Source organism: Cupriavidus sp., from assembly GCF_057315035.1.
The window spans coordinates 52,719-72,016 of record NZ_DBHKYV010000015.1; the positions used below are offsets into that span (position 1 = coordinate 52,719).

Annotated in this window: 18 protein-coding genes; 15 read left to right on the top strand and 3 right to left on the bottom strand. The window is 64.6% G+C overall.

Going from position 1 to position 19,298, the window contains the following annotated elements:
* Positions 1 to 76 precede the first annotated feature (76 nt).
* The 3 genes from ACO550_RS18965 (at position 77) to ACO550_RS18975 (ending at position 2,640) form a co-directional block, all read left to right on the top strand.
* Entirely contained in the window at positions 77 to 832 is a 756-nt protein-coding gene (locus tag ACO550_RS18965) for an SDR family NAD(P)-dependent oxidoreductase (protein WP_315594019.1), read from the top strand.
* A 152-nt stretch (positions 833 to 984) separates the two neighbouring features.
* Positions 985 to 2,055, top strand: coding sequence for a catalase family peroxidase (locus ACO550_RS18970; RefSeq protein ID WP_485994935.1), 1,071 nt, complete (start codon positions 985 to 987; stop codon positions 2,053 to 2,055).
* A 12-nt stretch (positions 2,056 to 2,067) separates the two neighbouring features.
* Positions 2,068 to 2,640: a cytochrome b/b6 domain-containing protein gene (locus ACO550_RS18975; RefSeq protein ID WP_315594020.1), complete on the top strand. Its 573-nt coding sequence runs from the start codon at positions 2,068 to 2,070 to the stop codon at positions 2,638 to 2,640.
* Positions 2,641 to 2,678: 38 nt separating this feature from the next.
* Here the strand turns inward: ACO550_RS18975 and ACO550_RS18980 are convergent, their stop codons facing one another.
* Together ACO550_RS18980 and ACO550_RS18985 are read right to left on the bottom strand one after the other, a co-directional pair.
* Complete coding sequence (locus ACO550_RS18980) at positions 2,679 to 3,428, bottom strand: creatininase family protein (RefSeq protein ID WP_315594021.1); 750 nt, start codon at positions 3,426 to 3,428, stop codon at positions 2,679 to 2,681.
* 32 nt (positions 3,429 to 3,460) lie between these two features.
* The gene (locus ACO550_RS18985) at positions 3,461 to 4,747 is read right to left on the bottom strand and encodes an MFS transporter (RefSeq protein WP_315594022.1); all 1,287 of its coding nucleotides are present in this window, start codon (positions 4,745 to 4,747) and stop codon (positions 3,461 to 3,463) included.
* Positions 4,748 to 4,917: 170 nt separating this feature from the next.
* On the opposite strand from ACO550_RS18985, the gene ACO550_RS18990 reads away from it, so the two are divergent.
* The 8 genes from ACO550_RS18990 to ACO550_RS19025 all read left to right on the top strand — a co-directional run bounded on the left by ACO550_RS18990 (position 4,918) and on the right by ACO550_RS19025 (position 13,951).
* Positions 4,918 to 5,844, top strand: a complete 927-nt coding sequence (locus ACO550_RS18990; RefSeq protein ID WP_315594023.1) for a LysR substrate-binding domain-containing protein — start codon at positions 4,918 to 4,920, stop codon at positions 5,842 to 5,844.
* Positions 5,845 to 6,014: 170 nt separating this feature from the next.
* Positions 6,015 to 7,211: a mechanosensitive ion channel family protein gene (locus tag ACO550_RS18995; protein ID WP_315594024.1), complete on the top strand. Its 1,197-nt coding sequence runs from the start codon at positions 6,015 to 6,017 to the stop codon at positions 7,209 to 7,211.
* 220 nt (positions 7,212 to 7,431) lie between these two features.
* Positions 7,432 to 8,700 carry an SfnB family sulfur acquisition oxidoreductase gene (locus tag ACO550_RS19000; RefSeq protein ID WP_315594025.1) on the top strand — a complete coding sequence of 423 codons (1,269 nt, stop codon included), beginning with the start codon at positions 7,432 to 7,434 and terminating at the stop codon, positions 8,698 to 8,700.
* Position 8,701: 1 nt separating this feature from the next.
* Positions 8,702 to 9,952, top strand: coding sequence for an SfnB family sulfur acquisition oxidoreductase (locus ACO550_RS19005; RefSeq protein WP_315594026.1), 1,251 nt, complete (start codon positions 8,702 to 8,704; stop codon positions 9,950 to 9,952).
* The gene (locus ACO550_RS19010) at positions 9,952 to 11,319 is read left to right on the top strand and encodes an NtaA/DmoA family FMN-dependent monooxygenase (protein WP_315594027.1); all 1,368 of its coding nucleotides are present in this window, start codon (positions 9,952 to 9,954) and stop codon (positions 11,317 to 11,319) included. The genes ACO550_RS19005 and ACO550_RS19010 overlap by 1 nt, the downstream gene beginning before the upstream one ends.
* A 28-nt stretch (positions 11,320 to 11,347) precedes the next feature.
* The gene (locus ACO550_RS19015; protein WP_315594028.1) at positions 11,348 to 12,175 is read left to right on the top strand and encodes a MetQ/NlpA family ABC transporter substrate-binding protein; all 828 of its coding nucleotides are present in this window, start codon (positions 11,348 to 11,350) and stop codon (positions 12,173 to 12,175) included.
* Positions 12,154 to 13,317: a methionine ABC transporter ATP-binding protein gene (locus ACO550_RS19020; RefSeq protein WP_315594029.1), complete on the top strand. Its 1,164-nt coding sequence runs from the start codon at positions 12,154 to 12,156 to the stop codon at positions 13,315 to 13,317. The genes ACO550_RS19015 and ACO550_RS19020 overlap by 22 nt, the downstream gene beginning before the upstream one ends.
* Positions 13,298 to 13,951 (top strand): methionine ABC transporter permease, encoded by a 654-nt coding sequence (locus tag ACO550_RS19025; protein WP_315594030.1) that lies wholly within the window; start codon positions 13,298 to 13,300, stop codon positions 13,949 to 13,951. Before ACO550_RS19020 ends, ACO550_RS19025 begins: the two co-directional genes overlap by 20 nt.
* A 106-nt stretch (positions 13,952 to 14,057) precedes the next feature.
* On the opposite strand, the gene ACO550_RS19030 is transcribed toward ACO550_RS19025, so the two are convergent.
* The gene (locus ACO550_RS19030; RefSeq protein WP_315594031.1) at positions 14,058 to 14,567 is read right to left on the bottom strand and encodes a MarR family transcriptional regulator; all 510 of its coding nucleotides are present in this window, start codon (positions 14,565 to 14,567) and stop codon (positions 14,058 to 14,060) included.
* Between the two features lie 366 nt (positions 14,568 to 14,933).
* On the opposite strand from ACO550_RS19030, the gene ACO550_RS19035 reads away from it, so the two are divergent.
* Genes ACO550_RS19035 through ACO550_RS19050 form a run of 4 tightly spaced genes read left to right on the top strand, consistent with a single transcriptional unit; the run spans position 14,934 to position 19,258 of the window.
* Positions 14,934 to 17,330: a molybdopterin cofactor-binding domain-containing protein gene (locus ACO550_RS19035; protein ID WP_315594032.1), complete on the top strand. Its 2,397-nt coding sequence runs from the start codon at positions 14,934 to 14,936 to the stop codon at positions 17,328 to 17,330.
* On the top strand, positions 17,327 to 18,145 hold the full coding sequence (locus ACO550_RS19040) for an FAD binding domain-containing protein (protein ID WP_315594033.1): 819 nt from the start codon (positions 17,327 to 17,329) through the stop codon (positions 18,143 to 18,145). Before ACO550_RS19035 ends, ACO550_RS19040 begins: the two co-directional genes overlap by 4 nt.
* Positions 18,142 to 18,669, top strand: coding sequence for a (2Fe-2S)-binding protein (locus ACO550_RS19045; RefSeq protein ID WP_315594034.1), 528 nt, complete (start codon positions 18,142 to 18,144; stop codon positions 18,667 to 18,669). Before ACO550_RS19040 ends, ACO550_RS19045 begins: the two co-directional genes overlap by 4 nt.
* Positions 18,659 to 19,258, top strand: a complete 600-nt coding sequence (locus tag ACO550_RS19050; protein WP_315594035.1) for an SRPBCC domain-containing protein — start codon at positions 18,659 to 18,661, stop codon at positions 19,256 to 19,258. The genes ACO550_RS19045 and ACO550_RS19050 overlap by 11 nt, the downstream gene beginning before the upstream one ends.
* Positions 19,259 to 19,298: the final 40 nt, after the last annotated feature.

Consider the following 19,298-nt stretch of genomic DNA (forward strand, 5'->3'; position numbering starts at 1 on the left):
TCTGCCCTGCGCCACGACCGTGCGCGCAACGGTGTAGTATCCGTGGCCGAACCTGTCTCAAAGTTGGAGAGCAAACATGATCGTATTTGTCACCGGTGCCACCGCGGGATTCGGCGCTGCCATTGCCAGGCGTTTTGCCACGGCCGGCCATCGTGTCATCGCCGCCGGCCGTCGTGAAGACCGGCTGCAGGCCCTGGCCGACGAGCTGGGCCGCGACAAGGTGCTGCCGCTGGTGCTCGACGTACGCGACCGCGACGCCGTGGCCGCCGCCGTGGCGGGCCTGCCGGCCGAATTCGCCGAAGTGGACCTGCTGGTGAACAACGCTGGCCTGGCCCTGGGTCTGGAGGCGGCACAGAATGCCGACCTCGATAACTGGGACGCGATGGTCGATACCAACGTCAAGGGCCTGATGTACATGACGCGAGCGATCTTGCCCGGCATGGTGGCCCGCAACCGCGGCCATGTGATCAATATCGGTTCTACTGCCGGCGCCTATGCGTATCCCGGCGGCAATGCCTATGGCGCCACCAAGGCGTTCGTGCGCCACTTCACGTTGAACCTGCGCGCCGACCTGCTCGGCACGCGCGTACGCGTGACCGACGTGGCCCCGGGTCTGGTGGGCGGCACCGAATTCTCGTCGGTGCGCTTCAATGGCGACCAGGCTCGCGCTGGCAAGGTGTATGAAGGCACCGAAGCGCTCGTGCCTGACGATATTGCCGAGACGGTGTTCTGGGCCGCCACGCTGCCGGCACGCGTCAACATCAACTTTGTCGAGGTGATGCCCGTGACGCAATCGTTTGGCCCGCTGATGATTCATCGCGAGAAGGCCTGAGGCAACAGGCAACACTCCGGCACCAGCAATGCGGAAGGGGTTTGAAAGCCTGGGGAGACGCAGGGCCGACCTGCGTTTTTTTTCGGGTGTGATGGAATAGCTGATCCGCCCCTGCGTATACCCGGTGAGTCTTCACTCATCGGGAGTCCGCATTGTCTGAAACATCTCCACATCAAGGGGCGCGCATCTGCGTGCCATGCCGCCTGGGTGCCATCGGGGCCGTGGTCCTGGTCCTGGCCGGCGGTTTTGCCTACACCGGTGGCTGGATCGCACCGCACCGGCTGTCCACCCAGACCATCATCGACCAGTTCCAGCGCAACGCGGGCCTGCACGAGGGCTATCGGCGCAATCACGCCAAGGGCGTCTGCATCGATGGCTTCTTCGAAAGCAATGGTGCGGCGGCTGCCCTGTCCAGCGCTGCGGTGTTCGCGGCGGGACGCACGCCGGTCACTGGCCGCCTGGCCATCCCGGGTGGCAATCCGCAGGCGCCCGATGGCAGCATACCGATTCGCAGCCTGGCGCTGATGTTCACGCAGGCGGACGGGCAGCAGTGGCGCACCGGCATGAATTCCGTGCCGCTGTTTCCGGTACGTACGCCCGCGCAGTTCTACCAGCAACTGGTGGCGGCGCAGCCTGACCCGGCCACCGGCAAGCCCGATCCCGCCAAAATGAAGGCGTTCGCCGAGGCCAACCCTGAGGTGAAGGGCTTCCAGGACTGGATCAAGTCGCATCCGCCATCGTCGAGCTATGCGAACGGCGCCTACTACAGCGTCAATGCGTTCTATCTGGTAGATGCCAGTGGCAAGCGCCAGGCCGTGCGCTGGTCGATGCAACCCGAGCTTGCATATGCGCCAGTCAGCGATGCCGACAAGGCCCAGCCATCGTGGCTGGCCGCCGATCTCACGCGCAAGCTCGAAGCCGGTCCGTTACGCTGGCACCTGATGCTGACCCTGGCCGCGCCCGGTGATGCCACCGACGATGCCACCCAAGCATGGCCAGATGACCGCAAGCAGGTGGATGCGGGCACGTTGGTAATCGAACATGCCAGTGCGCAGGACGATGGCGCATGCCGCGATGTCAATTTCGATCCGACCGTGTTGCCGGCTGGCATTGCTACCTCCAACGATCCGCTGCTGGCGGCACGTTCGGCCGCCTATGCGGTGTCCTACCAGCGCCGCACACGCGAGGTGGCGCTCGACGCGCAGCACCAGCAGGCACGCTAACAGGAGTCAGGGATGATGGTTTCGCAATCGATTTCGCTTTCACATACCCGCACGCGCTTCAGCGGCCTGCAGAAGCTGCTGCACTGGCTGATGGCCGTATTGATCCTGGCGATGCTGTTCGTTGGTGTCGGGATGGTCTTCACGGTTTCGCAAGCGCACGACACGCTGGTCAACCTGCATCGCCCGCTGGGCATTGCATTGCTGTTGCTTGTGATCGTACGCATCGTGGTGCGCCTGCGGCGCGGCGCCCCGGCATTGCCGGGCAGCATGCCCCCGCTGCAGCGCGCTGTGGCCAAGGGCTCGCATCTGGTGCTGTACGCGCTGATGCTGGCCATGCCCCTGATTGGATGGGGCATGGTGTCGGCCGGCGGTTATCCGGTGACGATGGCCGGCGCGTTCCACCTGCCGCCGATCCTGCCCGCCAATGTGCAACTGTTCGCGCTACTGCGCGCACTGCATACCTGGCTGGCGCTGGCACTGTTCGCCGTGGTGCTGATGCACCTGGCCGCCGCGCTGCTGCATGCGCTGATCCTGCGCGACGGCGTGTTTGCGACCATGGCCCCCGGCGCAGGGCAGCGCCGGTAGGCCGCAGGGGAAGCATAGGCAAACGCAGGCCGGTACGGTCAGGCCGGCACGGGCTCGTCGCTGAACGCGGCGAGCTCGTCGATCAGGCTACGCGCGGCCAGTGCCACCAGCGCGCCGCCTTTTTCCGGCGTGGCCTGGTTCGGATCCGAGCCCAGGCGGCCATCGGGGAAGCGTGCGCGGAAGTCCAGTGCTTCGCGGATCGGACCCGAGGGCGCGATGCGTGGCGCATAGTCGGCGTGCTTGATCGCTTGCGGAAACGCCCACTGCGTGATGGCAATCTCGGACGGCGTGGCGTGCGCGCCATGGCCGGTCGGGAATTGCTCGCGCGCCAGCTCGTTCACGCCAGCCAGGTCCCACCAGTTGCAGAGTTTCAGTGCAAAGCCGGCACGGCGCCCGGCAAAGCTAGATTCGGCATAGATCTCGGAGAACGCGGCCTCGATCGATGCGATGTTGCCGCCATGGCCGTTCAGGAACAGGATCTTTTCAAAGCCGTGGCGCGCCAGCGAATGTACCCAGTCAACCAGCGCCGCGATAAACGTGGAAGGGCGCAGCGAAATGGTGCCTGCGAAAGCCAGGTGATGCTGGGCCATGCCGATATTGAAGGTCGGCGCCACCAGGATATCGGCGTTTTCTTCCGCTTCGCGGCAGATGATCTCGGGGCACAGCCAGTCGGTGCCAAGCAAGCCCGTGGGGCCATGCTGCTCGTTGGAGCCGATCGGGATGACGATGGTCCGGCTACGCTTCAGGTATTGCTCGACTTCAGACCAGGTGGACAGGTGCAGCAACATGGTTCACTCCTTGTGGGGGGATGTTCGGGGATTCAGCGGCGCACGGGCAGCTTGTTGGCGAGGATGATCAAGGCGGCCGTCAATGGCATCGCGGCCATGATCAGCACGCCGGGATGCAGGCTACCGGTCGCGGTCTTGGCCCAGCCGATGATGGCGGGGCCCCAGAAGCCGCCGGACAGCCCGACGGTGTTGATCAAGGCAATGCCACCGGCCGCTGCAGGGCCCTTGATGTATTCGGACGGCATGGCCCAGAACACGGTGTAGGTCATCCATAGCGACGTGGTGCCCAGTGTCAGCAGCGCCAGCGTCAGCACGAGATTGCCGTCGGCCAGCGTCGAACCCGCCAGCAAAGCGGCACCGGCCAGCGCGGGAATCGCGGCGTGATAGCGGCGCTCGCGCTTGCGGTCGGAGCGGCGTCCCATATAGACCATGCCGATGGCACCGCCCACGTAGGGCAGGGCCGAGTACCAGCCAAGCTGCACGGTATCGGCCACGCCCTGCGCCTTGATCAGCGTCGGCAGCCAGAAGCTCAGTGCATAGATGGCGGCGATCACGCAGAAGTAGGCGAAGGCCAGCACGTAGACCTTGGGGTCGCGTGCCACGGCGCCGAACGAGTGCTTGTGCGCTGCCGGTACGGCCAGTTCCTGTTCGAGCAGGCGCTTCTCGTCGGCGGTGAGCCATTTCGCATCGGCGGGGCGGTCCGGCACCATTTTCAATGCCAGTATGCCGAGCACCAGGCATGGCAAGCCCTCGACCAGGAACATCCATTGCCAGCCGGCCAGGCCGCCATGCCCGGCCAGCGCGGTCATCAGCCACGCCGACGCGGGGCCGCCAACGATGCCACCGATCGGGCCCGCCAGGAACACGATGGCAATGGCGCGCGCCATGCGCTGCGGCCCATACCAGCACGACAGGTAATAGATCATGCCCGGGGCAAAGCCTGCCTCGAATACGCCCAGCATGAAGCGCATCGCGTAGAACGTGGGCACATCGCGCACGAACAGCATGCTGGCCGATGTAATGCCCCACAGCACCAGGATGCGGCTGAAGGTCTTGCGTGCCCCTACGCGTGGCAGCATCAGGTTGCTCGGGATCTCGAACAACACGTAGCCAATGAAGAAGATGCCGGCACCCACGCCGTAGGCCGCATCGGAGAAACCGAGGTCGCCCTGCATCTGCAGCTTGGCAAAGCCGATATTGACGCGGTCCAGGTAGGCAAACAGGTAGCAGACCAGCAGGAACGGCAGCAGCCGCAGGTTGATCTTGTTGTAGAGCGCCGCGGTGTCGTCGACGGTGCTGGTATTCGACATCACTAACATTGCCAGTCTCCAGAGCGTTGTGATGGTTGGGGGATTGGCTTTGATAGTGGCAGCGCCGTAGACTTGCACCAACAGCAACAAAGTCCACACTTCGTTCTTTCCAGGGCAACACAGCGCGCTGGTTGCTTGAATAAGTGCTTATTAAGACATATAAAGGTGCCAGGAACGCCATGCGCGAGATCAATCAGCAACGTTTGCGTTACTTCCGCGAGGTGCTGGCCCACGGCACGATTCGCGGTGCGGCGGAAAGCCTCAATACCTCGCCGTCGGTGATCACGCGGCAGATCCGCCTGCTGGAAGACGAACTGGGCACCACGCTGTTCGAGCGCCAGGCGCGCGGCGTCAGGCCCACCGAGGCTGCCGCGCATTTGCTGGAGTTCTGGCGCGGCTACCGTTCGCACCAGGAAAAGCTCGAAGACCAGCTGCATGCGCTTCAGGGCCTGCAGCAGGGCATGGTCCAGATCGTGTTGAGCGAGGGGTATGTCGACGCGCTGGTCAACGAGGTCATCGCGCCGTTCTGCGCGCAATATCCGATGGTGGATATCCGCATGGAGATCCTGCCGGTCGACGACGTGCTCAACGAGGTGGCGGAAAGCCGGGCCCATATTGGCCTGGCCTACAACCCGCCATTGCATCCACGCGTCGAGTACCGGGCCAGCGCGGCGCAGCCGATTGTCCTGCTGACTCGCCACGACCATCCGCTGGCGCTGCGCGGGGAGCCGGTCACGATCCACGAGGTAATGGCTTATCCGCTGGCGCTGATGCCGGAGTCGTACGGCATAGGCCATGCGGCAAAGATGCTCGAGTTTGCCGAGAACATCCGCATCCGGCCTACCCTGGTCACCAACTCGCTGTCGGCGCTCAAGCAGTTCGTGGCCTACGATAACTTCGTGACGCTGATTGGCCAGTTCGCGGCCTATCGCGAAGTGGCCGCCGGCAGCCTGGCCACGGTACCGATCGACCATGCGCTGTTCCGGGGTACGCAAGCCAGGCTGCTGGTAAAAGCGGGGCGGCCGTTGCCGGCGGCGGTGCTCGAAGTACTGGAGTTCATCACGCATCGGATGTCGATTTTTGCTGCGCCCGGGGTCGAAGGCTGAGGCGCTTTGATGCGATGTTGGCCGTGCCACGTATCCCGCGTGTGTGACGGCAGGCGGCTTTTGTATCGGCGTGTAGCCGGGCGCACGGATTTGGGGCCGGCAATGCCCCGCAAGACCCGGCGTGCCGCTACACTACCGGCGGGCACCAGCCCGTCCGGCCGGGAGGATGCATGTTCCAAGACATGTTTCGCATCGAGAATGGACCCAATGGCGAGCATCACCTGTTCGTCCATACCGACAGCCTGCTGGTGGCTATCGTGCTGGTGGCCGCGCTGCTGCTTGCCATCGTGCTGGCCAGTGTGGTCTGCTACTACATCACGCGCACCATCATGCTGTGGGTGGTCGGGCGCCTGGCACGCGGCCAGCATCGCAAGTGGCTGCGCGCGGCCGAACGGCGCGGCGTATTCCATCGGCTGGCGCCGATCGTGCCCGCGCTGATCGTCTACCTGTCGGCGCCGCTGCTCACGGGCATCACGTTCCCGGTGATCTCGATGCTGGGTACGCCGGTGGCCGTGGTAGCTGCATGCTTCATGGTGTTCACTGCGCTACGGGCCGGCTTTGCGTTCCTGGCCAGCATCGAGGACCGCTACAGCCACTATCCCAACGCCGGCGAACGACCCATCAAGAGCTTTCTGCAGGTGGCCACGATCATCCTGTACCTGATTGCTTTCATCGCCATGGTCTCGCTGCTGCTTGACCGCTCGCCAACGTACTTCCTGACCGGCGTCAGCGCGATGACCGCGCTGCTGATCATCGTCTTCCGCGATTCGCTGCTGGGCTTCGTGGCCAGCATCCAGCTTGCGTCGTACGACATGCTGCGCATCGGCGACTGGATCGAGGTGCCCGGCTATGTGGCAGATGGCGTGGTGACCGACATCGCACTGAACACCATCAAGGTGCGCAACTTCGACAATACGATCGTGACGCTGCCCAGCTACGTGCTGCTGACCAACGGCGTCAAGAACTGGCGCGGCATGGTGGAATCGGGCGGCCGGCGCGTGCAGCACAGCATCCCGCTCGATGCGGATAGTGTGCGGTTCTGTGACGAGGCGCTGCTTGGCGAACTCAATGCCTGCCGCGAACTGAAGGCACCGGTCAGCGCCAAGGCTGGTGAGCAGAGTCTGACCAACCTTGGCATGCTGCGCCGCTACATGATCGGCTATTTCCGTCAGCATCCGGCGATCCGGCAGGACTTGCCGCTGGTGGTGCGCCACGTGCAGTCGACCAGCCAGGGACTGCCGCTCGAAATCTTCCTGTACGTCAACGACACGCGCTGGGAAGTCTACGAACAGATCCAGTCAGACCTGTTCGACCATGTGTACGGCGTGCTGCCGGTATTCGGGTTGCGGGTCTGGCAGAAGCGGTAGGGGGTGGCGGGACCGCCTGGGCGGGCTTGATGTGCAATCGAGCCTGCTGCGACAAATCTCGCATTGCCATATGCGCCCCGTGCGGTTTTGGATAGAACAAACGCGTCGTTCGTGTCTTGGTCCTGCCGCAGTAAGGTGTCGAAAACCGCGCCGTGGCGTTGTTACCCGTCCGGCTTCTGCCGGCGTCACCGCGCCTGCGCCGCGCACCTTCCGACTCTCCATGACCGACCTTTCCGATATCCACGCCGTGGAACCACACGCCACGGCCCGACATGAACCGCGCCTTCCCAATCCGTCCCGCGTGCGCCGTATCCGTACCGATGCGGAAGCCATCGACGCGGCGCGCACGCTAGCCAGCGTTTTTCGACAGGGCGCATCCGCGCGCGACCGCGAACGGCTGCTTCCCTGGGAAGAGCTTGAACTCTGGTCCGAAAGCGGCCTGGGTGGCATCACCGTGCCAAAGGACCATGGCGGCGCCCAAGTCTCATTCGCCACGCTGTCTGAAGTCTTCGAGATTCTCAGCGCAGCCGACGCGTCGCTCGGACAGATTCCGCAGAACCACTTCGGCTTGCTGGGCGTGCTGCGCGAGGCGGGGACCGAAGCACAGCAGCGCCGGTTCCATGCCGAAGTCCTGGCAGGTCACCGGCTTGGCAACGCCGGCCCCGAGCGACGTTCCGCGGGCAGCCGAACCGTGCTCGACGGCAGCACGCGCCTGCAGCGCACGGCCCAGGGCCTGAGGCTCAGCGGCAAGCGATACTATTCGACAGGGGCGCTGTATGCCCACCGTGTTCCCACGCGTGCACTCGACGACGATGACCGGCCCGTCCAGGTTTGGGTCCCGCGCAACGCCGCCGGGTTGACCGTGGTCGACGACTGGTCATCGTTCGGCCAGCGCACGACTGCCAGCGGCACCGTGGTGTTCGATCAGGTTGCCATCTCTCAGGATGACGTGATTCCGCTTTGGCAACTGGCAGACAAGCCGGGGCTTTACGGGCCCAATTCCCAACTGCTCCAGGCAGCCATCGACCTCGGCATTGCCCAGGCAGCATTCGACGATGCGGTGCATTTCGTGCGGGAGTACGCCCGGCCGTGGATGGACGCCGGTATCCAACGCGCAAGCGACGACCCCCACCTGATCGCCGACGTCGGTCGGCTCGCGGTTGAGATCGAAGGCGCCCGCGCCGTGCTGCGCGAAGCCGGCCTGACACTCGACGAGCTTGCGGCGCATCCCGTCACCGAGGCATCGAGCGCTCGCGCATCCGTGGCCGTGGCAGAAGCCAAGGTGTTAACCACTGAGGCTGCGCTGCACGCGAGCGAGAAGCTCTTCGAGTTCGCCGGATCATCGGCAACGCGTGCGAAGCACAACCTCGACCGCCACTGGCGCAATGCACGCACTCACACGCTGCATGATCCCGTGCGCTGGAAGCTCCACCTGATCGGCAACTATCACCTTAACAACGCGCTGCCAAAGCGGCATTCCTGGAACTGACATGTCGTTGCTATTCACTCCGCCGCCGGCCGAAGGCCGCGCGCGTCCTGCGCCTGCGCCCGCGACCACACCGCATGTCATCGCTGACGATGCCGAAGCCATCACCATCGCGCATCGGCTCGCCGCGCAGTTCGCACCCGGCGCCACCAGACGTGACCGCGAGCGACTGCTGCCGTGGGACGAACTGGAGGCCTTCAGTGCCAGCGGCTTGTGGGGTATCACCGTGCCAGGCGAATACGGCGGGGCGGGCGTGTCCAGTGTGACGCTGGCTGAAGTCATCGCCATCATCGCCGCCGCGGACGGCTCCCTAGGACAAATTCCGCAGAATCATTTCTACGCACTGGAAGTGCTTCGCGTTGGCGGCACGCCGGCCCAGCAGGCCTTCTTTTATCAGCGCGCATTGGCGGGCGAACGCTTCGGCAACGCATTGGCCGAGATTGGCCACAAGGACTTCAAGCGCCGCACGCGACTGACGCGTGATGGCGATGGCTTCCGAGTGGATGGCCAGAAGTTCTACTGCACCGGCGCACTGTATGCGCACTGGATTCCAACGCTCGTGGTAAGCCAGGAGGAAGGCCGCGATGTGACGTGGCTCGCTTTCGTCCCGCGCACGGCGCAAGGCGTCAGCATTACCGACGACTGGGATGGCTTCGGCCAGCGCGTGACTGGCAGCGGATCGGTCACGTTCGAGAACGTGCAGATCGAGGCCGATTGGGTGATCCCGTTCCTGGCATCGTTCGAGCGTCCCACGACGATTGGCCCATTCGCACAGCTACTGCACGCCGCCATCGACCTTGGCATCGGACGTGGCGCGTTTGCCGCCACGCTGCCATACGTGCGCGACCAGGCGCGGCCATGGGTCGACGCCGCAGTGGCCAGCGCATCGCAGGATCCGCTGACGATTCATCAAGTCGGCGACACACAGGTCAGACTGCGCGCCGCCGAGGCGTTGGTGCGCCGGGCTGGCCGCGTTACCGACGCTGCACAGCAGGCACCCGACGAGCAGAGCGTCGCGCAGGCTTCGTTGGCGGTTGCCGCTGCGCGCGCAGCAACCACGACGGCATCGCTGCTCGCAGGCACGCGGCTGTTCGAACTCGGCGGCACATCGGCCACGCTCGACAACCAGGGGCTGGATCGGTTCTGGCGCAACGCGCGCACACATACGCTGCACGACCCCGTACGCTGGAAGTACCACGCCCTTGGCAATTTCCACCTCAACGACACATTGCCACCGCGGCATGGAGCCATCTGATGGGCGGTCATTCGCAGCGGCGGCACATCCTGCTCAACGCGTTCAATATGAACTGCGTCGGACATATCAACCACGGCTTGTGGACGCATCCGCGCGACCGATCCGTCGACTACAACACGCTCGACTACTGGATCGACCAGGCGCGCACATTGGAGCGGGGGCTCTTCGATGGTCTCTTTATTGCGGACATCGTCGGGGTGTACGACGTTTATCGCAATAACATCGACGTCGCGCTGCAGGAGTCGGTCCAGCTTCCGGTCAACGACCCGCTGCTCATCGTGCCCGCCATGGCCGCCGCCACGCGGCACCTTGGCTTCGGCGTCACGGTCAACCTGACCTACGAACAGCCCTACCTGCTGGCGCGCCGATTCTCGACGCTGGACCATCTGACGCGCGGCCGCGTGGGTTGGAACATCGTGACCGGATATCTCGACAGCGCGGCCCGCGCGATGGGCCTGGAGGCGCAACTGGCCCATGACGAACGTTACGAACGCGCCGACGAGTACCTGGAAGTGCTCTACAAACTCTGGGAAGGCAGCTGGCAGGACGGTGCGGCTCTGCGCGACAAATCTGCGCGGGTATTCGCCGATCCCGCGAAAGTCCGCAAGGTGAGTCACCACGGCCGCTACTACAAGGTCGATGGCTATCATTTGTCCGAGCCCTCGCCGCAACGCACACCCGTCCTGTTCCAGGCCGGCAGTTCCGGCCGAGGACAACGGTTTGCCGCGCGCCACGCCGAATGCGTGTTCATCTCCCCGCCCAGCAAGGACGCGGCGCGCAAGACAGTCGCGGCACTGCGCGAACAGCTTGCGGCAGCGGGGCGCCGCCCTGAGGACGTCAAGGTGTTCATGGGGGCAGCCGTCGTCACGGGCAGCACCGAGGCCGAGGCCCGTGAGAAACACGCCGAGTATCGCGACTATGCGAGCCGGGAAGCCGGCCTGGCCCACTTCGCCGCCAGCACGGGGGTGGACTTCGGTCGCTATGGATTGGACGATCCCGTCGATTATGGCGGGGGTAACGCGATCGAATCTGCCACAAAGACCGCCGCGCAGCACGGCTGGACGCGCCGCAAGCTGCTCGATCTGTTCGAGCTTGGGGGACGCTATCCGGCGATCGTCGGCGATCCATCCCAGGTGGCCGACACACTCGCGGAATGGATCGACGAGACCGGCATCGACGGCTTCAACCTGAGTCGTACCGTCGTGCCGGAAAGCTACGAAGACTTTGTCGACCTGGTGGTGCCCGCTTTGCAGGATCGCGGCCGCTACAAGACCGAGTATGCCGAAGGATCGCTCCGGCACAAGCTGTTCGCGGAAGGCGACCGGCTACCCCAGCGTCATGCTGCCTCAGCATTCCGCGCACTTTGAACCTCATCACCTGCCATCCACAACACTCATGAAGCGCCTCCTTTCCCATACGGTTGCCACACTGCTCACCTCGCTGACCCTCCTGTCGGCCCAATCGGCCCATGCCGCGCCGTTGCGGATCGGCGTCACACCGGGGGCGCTTGCCGATTCCGTCGAAGTGGCCGCCGCCGAAGCCCGCAAGCAGGGCCTGGACGTGAAGGTGGTGGAGTTCACGGACTGGACGACGCCGAACGTTGCCCTGTCGGCTGGCGATCTCGATCTGAATTACTTCCAGCACCAGGCCTTTCTTGATAATGCGGTCAAGGAGCGCGGCTACAAGTTTCGCAGCGTTGCCACCGGGGTGCTGCCCAATATCGGACTGTATTCCAGCCGCATCAAGCGCTTTGACGACCTGAAGGAAGGCGCCCGCGTTGGCGTGGCCAGCGATCCGGTCAATCAGGGCCGCGGGCTGTTGCTGTTGCAGAAGGCCGGACTGATCAAGTTGCGCGACGGCGTGGGGGCAAAAGGCAGCGTCAACGACATCGTGTCTAATCCAAAGAAGCTCAAGCTGATCGAGGTGGAGGGCCCGCAACTCGTGCGTGCACTTGACGACGTGGACCTGGCCCAGGGCTATCCGGCGCACTTTGTCAACGCCGGCAAGCCGCAGGTTGCCGGTGCCGGACTGCTGTATTCGGGCATCGACGACACCTATTTTGCAATCCGATTCGTCTCGCGCGAAGACAATGCCGCAGACTCCCGCGTGGCACGCTTCGTAAAGATCTACCAGGACTCGCCGGCGGTTCGCAAGCAACTGGCCGAGTCCTACGCCAACAATGACAAGCTCTACAGCCTGCCATGGCTCAAGGCGCAACCGTGACATTCCCGGCCATGACCACGCTCACTGCCTTGTGGCGACGCGGCCCGCTGCCCAACAGGGCCGCCGGCGCCACCGCGCGCGTCGAGACCCGTGCGGCCACCGACCATCGGACGCCATCTGGCGGACACATCCGTTTCGAGAAAGTCTCGAAACGATATGCCAGCAGCGCCGGCGTGGTTCAGGCGCTGACCGACATCGATCTGGACATTCCCGCAGGCAGCATCTTCGGCATCATCGGACGCAGCGGCGCGGGCAAGTCATCGCTACTGCGCACCATCAACGGGCTGGAAGCGCCCACGGACGGACGTGTGCTGGTGGACCACGAGAACGTCGCCACGCTGGACGACGACGGTCGCGTGGCGTTGCGCCGCCGGATCGGCATGATCTTCCAGCACTTCAACCTGCTGTCAGCGAAGACAGTGCGGCAAAACGTGGCGCTTCCCTTGAAGGTTGCCGGTGTCCCGCGCGACATCATCGAACAGCGTGTGGATGAGGTACTGGAGCTGGTGGGCCTGAGCGACCGGAAGCACAGCTACCCGGGGCGGCTCTCTGGAGGCCAGAAGCAGCGCGTGGGCATTGCCAGGGCGCTGGTGCATCGGCCGGAAATTCTACTGTGCGATGAAGCCACGTCGGCGCTGGATCCCGAAACCACGCAGTCGATCCTGCAATTGTTGCGCGACATCAACCAACGGCTGGGCATCACCATCGTACTCATCACGCATGAGATGCGCGTGATACGCGAGATCTGCGACGAGGTCCTGGTGCTGGAACGCGGCGCGATTGCGGAAACCGGTCCCGTGTGGCAGGTTTTCGGACATCCGCGCCATGCGGCCACCCAGGCGCTGCTGGCACCGCTGGTGCCAGGCGTGCCGGACGACATTGCGGCAAGGCTGCTGGATTCGCCGCCTCCAGCGGGCGCCTGCCAGCGCATCCTCGAACTACACCACACAGGCGATGCCGGCCCCCCAGCGCTGGGAGAGCTGACTGCCGTACTCGGGGCCGACGTGCGCCTCCTGCACGCGTACCTGGATCGCATCCAGGGGCACACTCAGGGACGACTGCTACTGTCCGTTCCGAATGCAAACGCCACTTCCCTTCCGCAGACTTTCCGGACACTGGGCTATGTCGCCGATTCTCATTGACCGCCTCTGGCAAGGATTTGTCGATACCCTGACCATGGTTGGCGCTTCGTCGGCCTTTGCCGCGCTGGCTGGTATCCCGCTCGCACTCATACTGGTTGTCTCCGCGCCCGGCGGCGTGCGACCGGCACCGCGACTGCATCGCGTGCTGGGCAGCGTGGTGAACGGCTTTCGCGCGACGCCGTTTATCGTGCTGCTCGTCGCCTTGCTGCCATTCACCAAGCTGGTCGTCGGGGCCACCATCGGCGTTTGGGCCGCCGTGGTGCCGTTGGCGATCAGTGCCACGCCGTTCTTCGCGCGCATCGCCGAAGTCAGCTTGCGCGAAGTCGATGCTGGGCTGGTCGAGGCCGCCCAGGCAATGGGCTGTCGGCGCCGCCACATTCTTCTGCACGTGCTGCTGCCTGAGGCGCTGCCGGGCATCGTCGGCGGCTTTACCATCACCGTGGTTTCGCTGATTGGTGCGTCCGCAATGGCCGGCGCGGTGGGCGCGGGCGGCCTGGGCGATCTGGCCATCCGCTACGGCTATCAACGGTTCGATACCACGGTCATGGTGATCGTTATCGTGATCCTTATTGCGCTCGTAACGGTCGTGCAAACGGTAGGGGACCGAGTGGTACGGCGTCTGCATGATCGCTAGCGTCGAGTTGTGATCTCGTTAGCCGCGAGTTGGCGTTTGATGAGGTGCCGCGCTGGGCCGGTTTGGACCGGTCTGGTCCGGCTGACGACCGAATGAGAACAAATCCCTAGCGGTGCCGCAATGGCGCCACGCCCGGTACATCGCTCGATTCGACCAGGCGGATCATCATCAGCATGAAGAACTGGCGCTCGGCAGGTGTCAGCGCCTCGATCGTGCGGTCATGGGCGCGCACCACCGCCTCCTGCATGCGCTGTACCAGCGCGCGGCCCTTGCGCGCGATGCGTACCAGCTTGACCCGGCCATCGAGTGGCGACTGGCGCCGTTCGATCAGTCCGCGCGTTTCCAGGCGCGGTAGCACTTCGGCCACGCTGGTGCGCTCCAGTCCGATCTCCATCGCCAGCGAGATCTGGTCGAGTTCTCCCTGTTCCAGCAATGCCGACAGCAGGCTGTATTGCACCGGCGTGATATTGAACTCGCTGGTCTCTTCGAGGAACAGGCCGCTGTGGAGCTGGTGCAGACGCCGGATGAGGAAGCCGGGGCGCGCATAAAGAACCGATCGTTGCTGGATGCTGGCGAGTTCCGCTTCAAGCATGGGCAGGCTGTCTTCGCGAATCATGTGGACAGGGCAGGTGGTGCCGTACGTGATGATTTACGAAGTATGCCACGTATATTTTCATGGTGAGAAGCCCCGTGACTGGTAGGCCAAGATGCGGCCTGCATGTATTCCGTGCATGACATGAAACGGGGTATGCCCCATTTCTGCGTATGGCGCCGGGTTAGGTCATCGCGCTGGTGCAGTTGCACCGGTTGCCTGGTCGGTCTTCGGCCTGATTAGGGGGTATGGCCCTTAATTCGCTGCTGATTTTTTCCATGCCAGATCAATGGGTTATAGCAGGAGGGTGGTGCGGGTGATGCGCGTGTGGCACGGCGGTTGCTTTATGAAGCCGCAACCATAACCAGATTTGCGAACACGCCCCCGCTCATGAATGCTCCACCCACCAGGGAATCTCTTGCGCCGCCGGTCCGTGCCCAGGGCATTGGCGAACGCGTGCCGCGCAAGGAAGACCAACGCCTGCTATTGGGGCGCGGTCAGTTTGTTGGCGACATGCGCATGCCCGACATGCTTGAGGTGGCATTCGTGCGCAGCCCAGTGGCCCATGCACGGCTGAATGGCATCCACAAGCCCGACGGTCTTGAGTCCCTGGTGTTCACGATGGCTGACCTGACCGGCGTCAAGCCGATCCTGGCGGCCTCGGGGCTGCCCGGTTTCAAGCGCTCGGTGCAGTTTCCGCTGGCCAGCGACAAGGTGCGCCATGTGGGTGAACTGGTGGCGGCCTGCATCGCACCGACGCGTGCGCGTGCGGAAGACATTGCCGCGCAGGTCGAGGTCGACTACCAGGACCTGCCGGTGGTGGCCAGCATGGAGACCGCGCGTGATCCACACGATGTGGCGGCGCGTGTGCATGACGCATGGGCTGACAATGTCTACGTCGAAACCCATGTCGAGAAGGGTGAGATGCCGGTGGGCAAGTCACTGCGGCGCTATCACCGGCGCCTGCGTACCGCGCGCCAGTGCATGATGCCGATGGAAGGCCGCGCCGTGCTGTGCTGGTGGGACCATCGGCTCGATCAACTGGTCATGTACTCGGCGGCGCAGGTGCCGCACGTCAATCGCACCGGACTGGCGGAATGCCTGGGGCTCGACGAAGGGCAGGTGCGCGTGATCTCGCCCGATGTGGGTGGCGGATTTGGCTACAAGGGCATCCTGTTGCCCGAGGAAATCTGTTGCGCATGGCTGGCGCGGCATCTGAATCGCCCGGTGCGCTGGCTCGAAGACCGTCGCGAGCAGTTGAGCGCCAACGCCAACTGCCGCGAGCATGCCTATGACATCGCCATCGAGGTGGAGCCTGATGGGCGGCTGGTCAGTATCGCTTGCGATGCGATGGTCGATTCCGGCGCCTACTCGCTCTATCCGTTCAGCGCCTGCCTGGAAGGCGCGCAGGTGGCATCGATCCTGCCCGGTCCGTACATGATGGACCACTATGTCTGCCACACACGCTCGATGGCGACAAACAAGCCGGGCATCCTGCCGTATCGCGGCGTGGCGCGTACCGGCGTGTGTTTTGCAATCGAACTGATCCTCGATGCGGCCGCGCGCGACCTCGGCATCGAGCCTCATGCGCTGCGTGCACGCAGCCTGGTGCCAGCCAGTGCCATGCCGTACGTGAACATCACGGGCAAGCTGTTCGATTCGGGCGACTACGCGGCCAGCATGGAGCAGGCCGTGGCGGCGCTGGACTGGGACGCGTGGCGCGCACGGCAACGGACCCACAACGCCGGGGACGCCACGCGGCGTATCGGGCTTGGCCTGTCGGTCTATTGCGAGCAGGGCGCGCACGGTACCTCGGTCTATCACGGCTGGGGTATCCCGATGGTGCCCGGCTTCGAGCAATGCTCGGCACGGTTGACACCCGACGGTGTGCTCGAACTGCGGCTCGGCGTGCATTCGCACGGGCAGGGCATGGAAACGTCGATGGCACAGGTGGCCCACTCGGTGCTGGGCATCGATATCGAACGTGTGCGCGTGGTGCATGGCGATACCGCGGTATCGCCGTACTCGACAGGCACCTGGGGCTCGCGCTGCGCGGTGATGGCTGGCGGTGCGGTCGGCGCGGCGTGCGAGGTACTGGTGCAGCGCGCGATCGCGATTGCCGCCGGTCTGCTTGGCAAGCCTGCCGAAACGCTGCGCCTGGCCGATGGCATCGTGGGCGAGCCCGGCATGGCCGGAGTGACGCTCGCCGAGATTGCCCATGCCTGGTATCGCGCGCCGCAGAAAATTCCGGTGGGCAGCGTCGATCCGGGTGGGCTCGAAGTGGTGACCGGCTACAAGACGCAGCCAGACACCGGCACCTTCAGCTATGCATGCCATGCGTGCGCGGTGGAAGTCGATACCGCCACCGGTCGTGTGACCTTGCTCGATTACGCGATCTGCGAGGACGGTGGCGTGCTGCTGAATCCGCTGATCGTCGACGGTCAGATCATCGGTGGGCTGGCACAAGGCATTGGCACCGCGTTGTACGAGGAAATGCCGTTCGACGCCGAAGGCCAGCCACTGGCCTCGACCATGGCCGACTACCTGTTGCCCGGTGCCGGGGAAATGCCGCCGCTCAAGGTGCTGCATATGGAAACGCCAAGCCCCCACAGCATGTTCGGACAGAAGGGACTGGGCGAGGGCGGCGCCATTGCGCCACCAGCCGCCATCGTCAATGCGATCAACGACGCGCTGTACGCGCTGGGTGCGGAGCTCACCGAATGTCCGGCCAGCCCGGAGCGCGTGCTCGCTGCACTGGCCCGCGCGGGCCATGGAGAACGGGCATGAAGGCCGTTGCGTACCAACTGGAAGCAGTGGCATCGGTCGCCGCGGCGACGCAGCGGCTGGGCGAGGGTGGCTGGGGCAGCAAGCCCGTCGCCGGTGGACAGTCGCTGGGCGCGATGCTGAACCTGCGGCTGGCCCAGCCCGAAACGCTAATCGATCTCGACCAGATCGAAGCCTTGCGTGCGGTGCACGCCGGACAGGATGCGGTGACATTCGGCGCGATGCTGACACACGCAGCATTCGAGGATGGCAAGGTGCCCGACCCGAGCCGCGGCCTGATGCCGTTCGTGGCGCGTCGTATCGCGTATCGCGCGGTACGTAACCGCGGCACGCTGGGTGGCAGCCTGTGCCACGCCGATCCCGCAGCCGACTGGGTCAGCACCATGCCCTTGCTCGGCGCCACGCTGCGCATCGACGGAGCGGCGGGCAGCCGCGTCGTACCTGCAGCGGACTTCATGGTGGGCGCGTTCGAAACACAACTCGCGGACGGTGAGTTGCTGGCTGCGATCAGCGTGCCGGTGCTGTCGGCCAATGCACGCTGGTCGTACCGCAAGTTCTGCCGCAAGACCGGCGAGTTCGCGCAGGCGCTGGCCTGCGCACTGCACGATCCCGGTCTCGGTATTGAACGGATCGTGCTCGGTGCGCTTGATGGTGCGCCACAGGTATTCGAAGGTGCCGGGCTGCTTGCATCGCTAGGCAGCGGGCCTGCACGCGCAGCGTGGCTGGCTGGCACTGGCATCGCACTGGATGGCGTGCGCATGACGCTGCTGGCAGAAATGCTGCGACTGGTTGTGGAAGACATGGAGACCCCTCGATGAACGCACCTGACCTGCGTTTCCCTGCGGTGCGCGAGGCGCGCATCACGCTGGACGTCAATGGCCGGCAGTACGAGATCACGGTGGAAGACCGGACTCACCTGGCCGATGCGCTGCGTGAGCAATGCGGGCTGACCGCAACCCATATCGGCTGCGAACACGGCGTGTGCGGTGCATGCACGGTCGAGGTCGACGGTGCGCCGCAGCGCTCGTGCCTGCAATCGGCGACGCGCTTCTGCGGCAAGCCGGTGCGCACGCTTGAAGCATTCGACGAAGACCCGGTCATGGCCCAGCTGCGCGCGGCCTTTACGGCTGAACACGCGTTGCAGTGCGGCTATTGCACGCCTGGAATGCTGATGACGGCGCGCGACATCGTACTGCGCCTGCCCGATGCCGATGAGGCGCGAATTCAGGAAGAACTGGCCGGCAACCTGTGCCGTTGCACCGGATACCTCGGCATCGTACGCGCGGTACAGCGCGTGCTGGCGGCCCGTCGGCAAACCATGGAGACCACTGATGGAAATTGAACAGCGCTTCACACTCGATGCCGCGCCCGAGCGCGTGTGGCAGGCCTTCGACGATGTCCGGCTGCTCGTCAATTGCCTGCCGGGTGCATCGATTGCAGCGGATGCCGATGCCGACCTGTCTGCCGGCAATGTGCCACTGCTGTTCAAGGTGAAGCTCGGTCCGATTGCGGCCGCATTCAAGGGGCAGGGGGAGTTGCAGCGCGACCCGGCTGCCCGTACCGGTGCCTTCAGCGGTAGCGCGGTCGATGGCAAGACGCAGAGCCGCGTCAAGGGTGTGGCGCGCTTTGCGCTGCAGCCCGACGACGCCGGCGGCACGGCGGTAACAGTCGCGGTGGACTACACGATTACCGGCGCACTGGCCCAGTTCAGCCGTGAAGGCATCGTGCGCGCACTGGCCGAGCAGCTGACGCGCGATTTCGCGCAAAACCTGCAAGCCGCTTTGCCCCAGGGCGTTGCCGTCGATGCCGTGGGCGAGGTTCCAGTGACTGCCCGGCCGGCTCTCCATTCGCCCAATGCTTCGATCGATCTCTGGAGCGTGCTGAAAGCGTGGCTGCGCCAGTGGTGGACCAGCCGCCGCAAGACGTCCTGATTGCCCCGATTTCCGATTGCCGTTCCCGTCGTTCCAACCT